12 protein-coding genes are annotated in these 9602 nt (G+C 46.0%); 4 read left to right on the top strand and 8 right to left on the bottom strand.

Going from position 1 to position 9602, the window contains the following annotated elements; all coding sequences use genetic code 11:
• Window positions 1–163: 163 nt before the first annotated feature.
• Window positions 164–394 carry a hypothetical protein gene (locus VT06_RS15585; protein ID WP_046555257.1) on the bottom strand — a complete coding sequence of 77 codons (231 nt, stop codon included), beginning with the start codon at window positions 392–394 and terminating at the stop codon, window positions 164–166.
• Window positions 395–397: 3 nt separating this feature from the next.
• A complete protein-coding gene (locus VT06_RS17645) occupies window positions 398–1552 on the bottom strand; it encodes an RHS repeat-associated core domain-containing protein (protein WP_235357454.1) in 1155 nt (384 codons plus the stop codon).
• On the opposite strand from VT06_RS17645, the gene VT06_RS15570 reads away from it, so the two are divergent.
• The gene (locus VT06_RS15570; RefSeq protein WP_052750312.1) at window positions 1553–1861 is read left to right on the top strand and encodes an SH3 domain-containing protein; all 309 of its coding nucleotides are present in this window, start codon (window positions 1553–1555) and stop codon (window positions 1859–1861) included.
• A 192-nt stretch (window positions 1862–2053) separates the two neighbouring features.
• Here the strand turns inward: VT06_RS15570 and VT06_RS15565 are convergent, their stop codons facing one another.
• Window positions 2054–2551 carry an outer membrane beta-barrel protein gene (locus tag VT06_RS15565; RefSeq protein WP_046555253.1) on the bottom strand — a complete coding sequence of 166 codons (498 nt, stop codon included), beginning with the start codon at window positions 2549–2551 and terminating at the stop codon, window positions 2054–2056.
• 120 nt (window positions 2552–2671) lie between these two features.
• On the bottom strand, window positions 2672–4015 hold the full coding sequence (mgtE, locus tag VT06_RS15560) for a magnesium transporter (RefSeq protein WP_046555252.1): 1344 nt from the start codon (window positions 4013–4015) through the stop codon (window positions 2672–2674).
• A 326-nt stretch (window positions 4016–4341) separates the two neighbouring features.
• Between mgtE and VT06_RS15555 the strand changes: the two genes are divergently transcribed.
• The 3 genes from VT06_RS15555 (at window position 4342) to VT06_RS15545 (ending at window position 7732) form a co-directional block, all read left to right on the top strand.
• Window positions 4342–5157, top strand: a complete 816-nt coding sequence (locus tag VT06_RS15555; protein ID WP_052750311.1) for a hypothetical protein — start codon at window positions 4342–4344, stop codon at window positions 5155–5157.
• Between the two features lie 12 nt (window positions 5158–5169).
• Entirely contained in the window at window positions 5170–6009 is an 840-nt protein-coding gene (locus VT06_RS15550; RefSeq protein WP_046555251.1) for a mechanosensitive ion channel family protein, read from the top strand.
• Between the two features lie 106 nt (window positions 6010–6115).
• Window positions 6116–7732 (top strand): BamA/TamA family outer membrane protein, encoded by a 1617-nt coding sequence (locus VT06_RS15545; protein WP_046555250.1) that lies wholly within the window; start codon window positions 6116–6118, stop codon window positions 7730–7732.
• A gap of 15 nt (window positions 7733–7747) precedes the next feature.
• Here VT06_RS15545 and mutM read toward each other — a convergent pair whose 3' ends face one another.
• The 4 genes from mutM to rpmB all read right to left on the bottom strand — a co-directional run bounded on the left by mutM (window position 7748) and on the right by rpmB (window position 9530).
• A complete protein-coding gene (gene mutM, locus VT06_RS15540; RefSeq protein WP_046555249.1) occupies window positions 7748–8557 on the bottom strand; it encodes a bifunctional DNA-formamidopyrimidine glycosylase/DNA-(apurinic or apyrimidinic site) lyase in 810 nt (269 codons plus the stop codon).
• A 5-nt stretch (window positions 8558–8562) separates the two neighbouring features.
• On the bottom strand, window positions 8563–9024 hold the full coding sequence (locus tag VT06_RS15535; protein ID WP_046555248.1) for a hypothetical protein: 462 nt from the start codon (window positions 9022–9024) through the stop codon (window positions 8563–8565).
• Window positions 9025–9126: 102 nt separating this feature from the next.
• On the bottom strand, window positions 9127–9282 hold the full coding sequence (gene rpmG, locus VT06_RS15530; protein WP_008219722.1) for a 50S ribosomal protein L33: 156 nt from the start codon (window positions 9280–9282) through the stop codon (window positions 9127–9129).
• An 11-nt stretch (window positions 9283–9293) separates the two neighbouring features.
• Complete coding sequence (gene rpmB / locus VT06_RS15525) at window positions 9294–9530, bottom strand: 50S ribosomal protein L28 (protein ID WP_046555247.1); 237 nt, start codon at window positions 9528–9530, stop codon at window positions 9294–9296.
• Between the last annotated feature and the right edge of the window lie 72 nt (window positions 9531–9602).

Below are 9602 nucleotides of genomic sequence, written 5' to 3'. Positions count from 1 at the left end.
ATCGTCAGTAGTAGGATTGAGTGACCAGCTGGGGTAAGTTAATAAGTCTAGTCGCCCGTCTATGTCATAAGTGCTGCTAATGCTAAAACTATGACCTGCCGTATTTACCAGCTTATTCGATACCATTCCTCTGCTGTTGTAGGTAGACGTTTCACGATATCGGTTATTCTGAGCGCAACGATAAAATAGTTTTAAACAACTTATTGTTGGAATTATCTAGATCAATGGCGTGGTCCATAATGTCGTCATACATATCATCGCTCATCCACTCTGGTTTTCTGAGTTCTACTTCAAGTTCAGGATACTTTTCTTTAATAGTAGACGCTGAATCAGCCAGAACAGCTCTCCAAATCCCTCCAGTATCATAGTCAAGACAAACTAAGAACTTTTGCATCAATTACTCCCCCGATGGAATGTTAACCCACTTTGCGTTTTTGACGCTTACTGGACTTGTCACAATAACTTCTCTTCCACCACCAAGCTGACCATTGTCAGGTATGACAGTACCTATATAGGAAGGCGGTGGAATATTTGTCAGTGGAATTTTATAATAACCATTTGGAGTTTTATCTAACGCCAGGCCTGCTCTAGCATCCACTCCAGTGTTATATACATCTGGGGTTAACCATATTTTCCCAGTAGATTTACCCGGCATAATATAACCTGATTCATCAATTAAAGCTTTGAATTCATTTGTCGTGTAGTGGTGTAAATATGAATTTCTTTTAATAGTATCATCTATTCCAAATAGAGCGCCTGCGACCCCAAGTACTCTTTTTCCTAATGAGGAGAAAAATTTAGATGTTCCCTTTGCAAAGTCATCCCAAGTGTCAGTAATCGCTGTAGACAGAGAGTTAACTACATATTGGATAGCTGACGTAATAGCGCCATTTGCAAACTTCCCACCTGTGACTCTAGAAATGGTTCCACCAACCATAGCCTGTAGTGTAGTTCGGCTAGTTATTTGGCCAATTGATGCTCCAGCGCCAGGTGTATTTACTAGCCCGACGCCTTTCATTACTCCAGCCGTCCAAAATCCATGTCCAAAGTTACCACCTTGAAGATCCGATATAACTCCACCGCTTAAAGCGTGCGCGCCCAATGTAGCTTCCGATCCCCAACCAGCAGAACCTATACCGCCGAAGACTGCTCCGCTAAAAGCTCCGTTTGCAGCGCCTCTTAAAGAGCCCGTGGCTACAGCTCCTCCAACGAATCCAGCCATTGCACCAGCTGCAGCTCCTCCAGCCCATGTCAAAGTAGCTGCGCTACTAGCCGTTGCCGCGGCTCCCCAAGTAGCACCCCAACCTGCGACCCAAGACGATGCAGCACCATATGTAATGACCGTTGCAATTGCAGCAACTAAAGGTTTCCAATATCTTTTAACAAACTTACCTACCGCTTTGAAAAAATAACCGCTTGGGTCGGTAAAACTCATTGGATTATTCAGCACATAACTATAGCGGTTGTAATTTTGCAGATTACCTGGCGCCTGCACAATGGGGTCAGCCTGCATAAACCTTCCCAGGTTTGGGTTGTACGTCCGGCCGCCCATATGAATAACGTCAAAGTCGTTAATCATGTTGTGGCCGGTATAACCTTTGCTGTCGCCCGGGTTGCTGTAAGTAGTAAAATAGCTATGGGAGTATCTTGCCTGTGCCTGTCCATTATCTTGCAGGTAACCGCACGGGATGGTCTGCGACTACGGGCAGGACCAGGTACCCAGTTTGATATTAAAACCACCTTAGTCAGTGGGCAGCACGTTAATGTAATTGGCAATAGTGATGCCTGGAGCCAAATAGACATAGAAGGCGATGGCCTGGCTGACGGCTATTGCCATAGCGGTTTTCTGGCATTGGAATAAAATCTGGGGTTATTACTGGCATTAATAGCTCTTAACGCCAGAGTCATTATTCACGTCAGAGTCATAACAGCAGAGTAAAACGACATGGAGTTATAATGGCTGTTCGTCTCGAGCACAAACTTAAAATTAAAAAGCCTGAGATATCAGGCTTTAGTACACAAAAATTACTGTCCTGACAACATCTAAGTGTTATCAGAAACGGTAAGTTGCAGTAACAAAATTCGTGTCATCAACATTTAAGTATGACAACGACAGCTTTTTAAAATCGATACCTACACCAAAACCAGCTTCAGTACTTGAATCTGATTCACTCATGCCAAAGCCACTGGCTTTAACACGGCCATTAAACACACCCAGACGGGCATACAGCGAAACTGAATCGTTTAGTATGATGGTTGGGCGGTAGGCTGCACCGATTAAAGATTGCAGTTTTACATCTACGCCATATACTTTGTCAGAGTTCAAACCGATAACAGCTAACGCTTCAATTTTGTGAGCAAACTTTTCTGTTGCTTTAAGCGTAGTTCCTAGCACTCCCACAGCACCAAAATGGCTGATGCTTTCACTGTCAAGATCTGCAGAGAACTGGGTTGCACCCAGTTCAAAATACATTTCTGCCTGGGCAGCGCCGGCAAAGGCAGTAGTGGTTAACATTGAAGTGATTGCTATTGTTTTTATCATGTTGCGCATATAATCTCCTTTAAAATGCAACGCGATTTTACATGCGGTTTTATTTTTTGCAACGAAAATTTATGAGTTATAAAGACAGGAGTTTTTACTGCGGTAAAAAGCGCTGTTTGCTACAAAATATCACAACCCCAGATACCAGGTAGCAATTGAAAAATACAGCACTACCCCGGCCACGTCAGCAATAGAGGTAATAAGTGGCCCGCTGGCGGTGGCCGGGTCGAGCTTTAAGCGGCTTAATAAAAACGGCAAGGATAACCCCACCAGGCTGCCCACCATCACGACCAGCATCATGGTCATGGCAACCACAATGGCAATATCATAACCGCCTCGCCACCAGCCGAGCCCTATTACCGCGACCGACATAGTTAAACCCAGCAAGCCGGCTACCACGCATTCTTTTGCCAATAACGAGCCCCAGTCGCGCAGCTTTACATCACCAGTAGCCAGTGCCCGTACCATTAAAGTACCCGCCTGTGCACCGGCATTGCCGCTACTGGCGATAAGCAGTGGCAAAAAGAATAATAACGCCAGATAGCTGGCTATGGTGTCTTCAAAATAGGCAATGCCTGCTCCTGAGAAAATATTACCAAATACCAGTATCACCAACCAAAATACCCTTTTACGGTACAATAAACCGATACTGGCATCTTTAACATTCCCGTCCAGTTTGCCAATGGTGGCTGTTTTATGGAAATCTTCAGTCGCCTCTTCAGCAGCAACGTCCATTGCGTCATCGTAAGTAACAATACCCACCATTTGCTGCAGCGTATTAATAATCGGCAGTGCCAGTAAATCGTACTTCGCTATCATCGTGGCTACTTTTTCTTGCGGCATATCAACAGTGGCAAAAATAGGATCGTGGTTCATCAAATCATCAACCAGCATGCTGACCGGCGCCAGAATAAGTTCGCGCAGCGACACCACGCCAATTAACTTGCGGGCGTCATCCACCACATAAGCTGAATAAATAGTTTCTTTGTCGGGCGCTTCACGGCGCAGCACATCCAGCGCATCGCGCACCGTAATATCGGCGGCCAGTAAAGCGTAATCTGAGGTCATAATTGCACCGGCAGTACCCTCCCGATGGCTCGACAAGCGCAGTAAATCTTCACGTTCAGCTTGCGCCAACGCCGGCAATAGCGTTTCACGCTGCTCAGCGGTTAAGTGGTTAAATAAGTCGGCCCGTTCATCTGATGACATCTGGCGGATAATTGGCGCCAATTTGCGTCGGCTTATCTGAATAGCCAGTGCTACCTGCACTTCAGCAGGAAGGTAACCAAATACTTCTGCTTGCTCGGCCCGGCGTAACGCAGTCAGTAAAATCCATAAATGCGCAAGCGAGAACTCGGTAATTGCTGTTGCATAATCGGCCGGATGCACATCTTCTAACTGATCCTGCAACAATAAAACAGTATCGTTTTCCAGTGCCGTGCGCAGCCTGTCAATCAGAACGGGTAATTCCATAGTAACCTCCTATTCCTGGCCTGACTGTGCTGTCAGGGCGTTGCAGGCTTAACGTATTAAGCATAGTGTCATAAAGCCCTCGGTACACTAGCGCATAACGGCATAGATTAAGCCAGTAAGTGGCTGCCTGTAGTCTGATACCCTATGGCAACAAAGGTGAGAGTCAGCGGCTCAAATAAAATAACATATTGCTTATTAAGAAAAAATTAACCATTATTTTAGGTTCTGCCGGCTAAGATAACAACCGGGATGGTGAAACAATTAACGGTATACTCAGGCTTGCTCTGCTAGCATGCTAGTGTCTAAACCAATTTATTGGATAGTATATGCAACCACAACACCGCAACACAACGCCGGCCCCTAGCCCATGGTGGCTGCCTGTAAGCTTAGAGTGTGGTCAAATTTGGCAATACACGCTGGGGCCATTAACGCTGTATGTGCAAAGGTTGCGCACCGAGTGGTTACTTGGTTACACTAGACAACACGAGCCGGAAGAACGGTATCAGCTGCACAACCACAGTATTGCCAGCTTACCGGAACTTGATAACCTGCAACGTTTTATTTTTCGGGATTCTCCGGCCGCTTTTTGTTTAATGCCAACCTTACTCGACAGGCCGGTAGTAGTAAAAACACGAACTCCGTTAAGCATTCCCCCGGCAGAGCAAGCCGTATTTTACATCAGCTCACCGGTAGTGATAAACCTAAGCTTGCAACAGCCAACTTGCAGTCTGGTTGAAATTGCCAGCCAGCGGTTATCCGACACCTGGTTTGGCCCATCTACCTTACATGGCGAGCTATGCTACGCTGATAAAACACAGGCACGTCATAACAGAGCAGCGCTTTTGGCCAGGCCACACCGAGCCGTCACGGCCGTTACTATTGAAAACAAGGCTAACAGCATGTTAGTACTGGATAAACTGAGTATTCCAGTACCCTATTTAGCCGTTTATGGTTTAGCTGACGGCAGTTTATGGACCGATCCTATTACCTTGCAGCATGAGGGTAACCATGCACTAACCCGTTTTAGAATAGGTAAAGAGCTACCAAGCGGAGTGACGACAGCCGCCCGCTTAACGGCACCGCGGCAGCATATTGAAAAGCACGGGCTAATTCGGGCCTTTACCGAGATGTTTAATGACTAACAGGAGTAGCCAATGATGGCGCAATTAACGGCCTATTTACTGTCGGAACAGGTAGTCAATATTCTGCAAGCCGTTATTTTGCTGGCAGTCGGTTTACTGCTAGCCAGTGTGGCCAGCCGTGCGGTGCAAAAACTGTTAATTCGACACTTTTCACAGCATCATGCAGTGTTGTTTAAGCGGTTGGTATATTGGCTGGTGCTGGCACTGTTTTTTGCCTCAGCCTTGCGTCAGCTTGGTTTTTCTCTGGGTGTATTATTAGGTGCTGCCGGTGTGTTATCGGTGGCTATTGGTTTTGCTTCACAAACCTCGGCGTCAAATCTAATTAGCGGTTTATTTTTAATTGGCGAAAAACCCTTTCAATTGGGCGATATTATTAAAGTAGGCAATACCACCGGCGAAGTATTGTCGATAGACTTGCTGTCGGTGAAACTGCGTACTTTCGATAATCTATATGTGCGTATTCCCAATGAAAGTCTGATTAAAACCGAAATGATCAACCTAACGCGCTTTCCAATCCGTCGCTTCGATTTAATGATTGGCGTCGCCTATAAAGAAAATATCAGCGAAGTGCGGCAAATACTGCAACACGTCGCCGACAATAACCCACTTAGCCTGGACGAACCGGCGCCACTGTTTATTTTTAACGGTTTTGCTGATTCATCGCTTAGTATTCAGTTTAGTGTCTGGACCAAACGGGAGAACTTCCGTGATTTACGCAACAGCTTTCAGGAAGAAGTTAAAATAGCCTTTGATAAAGCAGGCATAGAAATTCCGTTTCCGCAACGTACCGTACATTTGGTTCAACCACAGGCTGTTACCCCACAGCAAAGTTCAGATTCTAATAATGTATAAAACTATTATTAAAAACGGTTTACATGCTCCAAAAGAGTCTGATTACGTTAATATTATCTTAAGGTGTATCAGCCATACTGACTGTTCGTCAGCAACGGAGTAACTTATGAAAACGCTCATTAGTACCGCGATTATGCTGCTCTATGCCCAACAGGTGTCGGCAGAGTGTCAGGCTGTAGCAGACAATCATTTTCTAATAGATGAGCAAGGCGTTACTGTGCAAAGTATTACTTACAATGCCTACAACGTTTTCGATTTAACCAACAAAGACACCTTTTGGTTGCACAGATTTGCTAACTATACTCATACCGTAACCAACGAGGCGGTAGTGGCAGATGATTTATTATTTTATGCCGACAGCCCTTTAGTATTAGCCGATTTAGCCGAAACCGAACGTTTATTGCGTAGCCGACGTTACATTAGAGAAGCAGAAGTACGCATTACTCATTATTGTGCTGCCAGCAATGGCGTTATTGTCAACGTAGCCACCTGGGACAACTGGTCATTATTACCTACCGTAGATTTCTCCAGCGAAGGCGGTAAAAGCAAAAGCGCCTTTGGTTTTGAAGAGGACAATTTGCTGGGTAGCGGTAACAGGCTAAGCCTGGAGTATAAACATGACAGTGAGCGCACCGGTGTGGGTGTCGCATTTTTATCACCTAACATTTTTGGCAGTTTCTGGAATACCTCTGTTGGTTACAACAAAAACAGTGATGGTAATAACTATCTGATAAGTGTCAACCGGCCTTTTTATCGGCTGTCTTCTCCTTGGGCATTGGGCTTTGACATTGACAGGGTAACCGAAGACGTTAATGAATATGATGCTGGCGATGAATACAATAGCTATCAGCGCCGCAACAACCATGCAAAAGCAGAATTTGGTTACAAACTTCCGATTCAAACTAAAAATATTCATAGACTAAAATTTGCAGTGGAACTGGACAGTTTTAAGTTTCAGGAAAATGAACGCTCGCTGCTCAATGTGCCGGAAAACCGTAATTTGTCAGGATATTGGCTGGAATATGAATTTGTTCAGGCAGAATATAAAAAATTGTTTAATGTTAACTCGTTTAATCGCACCGAGGATTTTAACCTTGGCTGGCAGCTCAATGCCCGTCTGGGCCAATATAATCAGGGGTTAGGTGCGGATAACAACGCTGTTTTTTGGTCTGTAACTGCAATGAATAACTGGCAACTGGCTGCAGACTTATGGCTACTAGCCGACGCCAGTTGGCTACAGCGCCAGTTTGACCAGCCACAGTTTCTAGCCAGCAGTCACTGGCAATTGATTAAACATCTAAACGAATACAGCAGCATAGTGGGTAAGATAACCGTAGATAAAGGACAAAACCTATTTCGCGATGCGCCGTTGTACATTGGCGGCGACAATGACCTGCGAGCTTATCCCGTCTATTTCCGTAGTGGTGAATCGCGAACAATAGCCACAGCAGAATATCGCCATTATACCGATTGGTCACTGTGGCAGTTACTCGATGTTGCTTTTGCCGGTTATGTTGATGCAGGTAAAATTTGGGACACCGACGAACAAGCCGCCAACACCTCGTCAGGTGGAACACTACTTGGTATTGGTGCGGGTGTGCGGCTGTTATCTACGCATTCAAGCCGGGGTTTAATGGTGCATTTAGATATTACTAAAGCATTGACAGATGATCAGAATTTAGGGGCAGCAGAACTGCGCATAATGGCGAAAAGAAGCTTTTAACTTAGCATTGATAACTTAGCTCTGACATACCGCACAAAACACGGTACTGCGTTGGCCAAGGCGGATGTCAGCTAATATCTCACCACAACTGGTACAAGGTTGCCCACCCCGGCCATAAACCAGTAATTGCTGTTTAAAATAGCCGGGCTTGCCATCTGCCTGGCTAAAATCTTTTAACGTAGTACCGCCTTGTATTATGGCGGCTGCCAGCGTTTCTTTCACTACCGTGCACAGTAACGCCAGCTTATCTGCCGTAACGCTATTGGCAGCTGCCGCAGGCAAAATACCGGCTTTAAACAATGCTTCGTTGGCGTAAATATTACCCACCCCAACCACCACCTTATTGTCCATCAGCACCAGTTTAATGGCCGCTGAGCGTTTAGCACAGGCGCTAATAAGCGTTTGCGCCGTAAAGGCGTCAGTAAGTGGCTCTGGCCCCAATGCTGCCAATAACGTATGCGGCTGGCCGGCAGCTTGCCATAATACCGCACCAAAGCGCCGGGTGTCATTTAAGCGCAACAGCTTATTATTAGACAATAACAAATCCAGGTGATCATGCTTGGTTGGTGGCGTATCTGTGGCAACCATTTTTAAATGGCCCGACATGCCTAAATGCAAAATAATGTCACCCTGCGCCAGACTAATGAGCAAATACTTGGCGCGGCGGCTTACCGCCAGAATAGGCTGCGGGGTTAGCTGCACTACCTCATCAGGGATCCACCAGCGCAGTTGGCGCTGACGAGCGACAACGCCCAGCAGCTGCTGGCCTTCTAAATAGGGGCTAATGCCCTGACGGGATACTTCAACCTCAGGTAATTCTGGCATTGGGGTTACTCCAGTAAAAATAATTGCATAGCCTGAACAACACTAAGCTGATAAAACTGGCTTTGCCCGGCCTGCTGCAATAAATACTGCTTATCGTCAGGGTACAGTAACCAAATAATAGGGGCATTAGCACCAACCAATTGTACACTGGCCTGCGCTACCGGCACCCGGCTTTGCATTGGTGCGGTCTCTGCCAACAGTAACTGACTATGCTGCCAGGCCAATGCCAACTGCGTAGCATCAACCTTAGCAGAGCCCGCAGGTTGTAACTGCCACTCTGGGCCGGCTTTCACCAACCGCTGCGTGGCATAACCTACCATTAACAGTTGGCTATCGGCGGGAATAAGCCGGTGTTCCGTTGCTGCCCGCTGCTGCAAGCGCTGCGGTATGCCATAAAGCGCAAACATCAGAATGAGTACGGCAAAAATCAGTACGTTATTCCAGTTACGACGAGAGAGTTTTATCATAAATACACCTGTCTGCACATTTGACGAGTTGTGGCAGCGGCATAGTAACTTAGGCGGGCCGTAAAAAGCAAAAACCCGGCGTTGGCCGGGTTTTTAAGTCGATTATTTGATTTTCGCTTCTTTGAAAATCACGTGCTTACGCACTTTAGGATCGAACTTTTTAATTTCCATTTTTTCTGGCATGGTACGTTTGTTCTTCGTTGTAGTGTAGAAGAAACCAGTACCGGCAGAAGAAACTAAACGGATTTTATCGCGCATGAGTTAATTCCTTATACCTTGTGACCGTTGGCACGAACGTCTATTAACACAGCGTCGATACCATTCTTGTCAATAATACGCATACCACGAGTGGTAGTACGTAAAGTAACAAAACGGTTTTCGCTTTCAACCCAGAAACGGTGAGTTTGCAGGTTAGGCAGGAAACGGCGCTTTGTCGCGTTGTTGGCGTGCGAACGACGGTTACCTACCATCGGACCTTTGCCAGTTACTTGGCATACTTTAGACATGTCTATATTTCTCCAAAATTACGTCAGCTCGAGCTATCATTCACCCTTCTGGCCTTGAAGGTTGCCCCGAAA

The sequence above is a fragment of the Arsukibacterium sp. MJ3 genome, assembly GCF_000987765.1.
In the GTDB taxonomy this organism is placed as follows: Bacteria; Pseudomonadota; Gammaproteobacteria; order Enterobacterales; family Alteromonadaceae; genus Alishewanella.
Note: the sequence above shows the minus strand (reverse complement) of the source record. Positions and strands in the feature narration are given on the sequence as shown.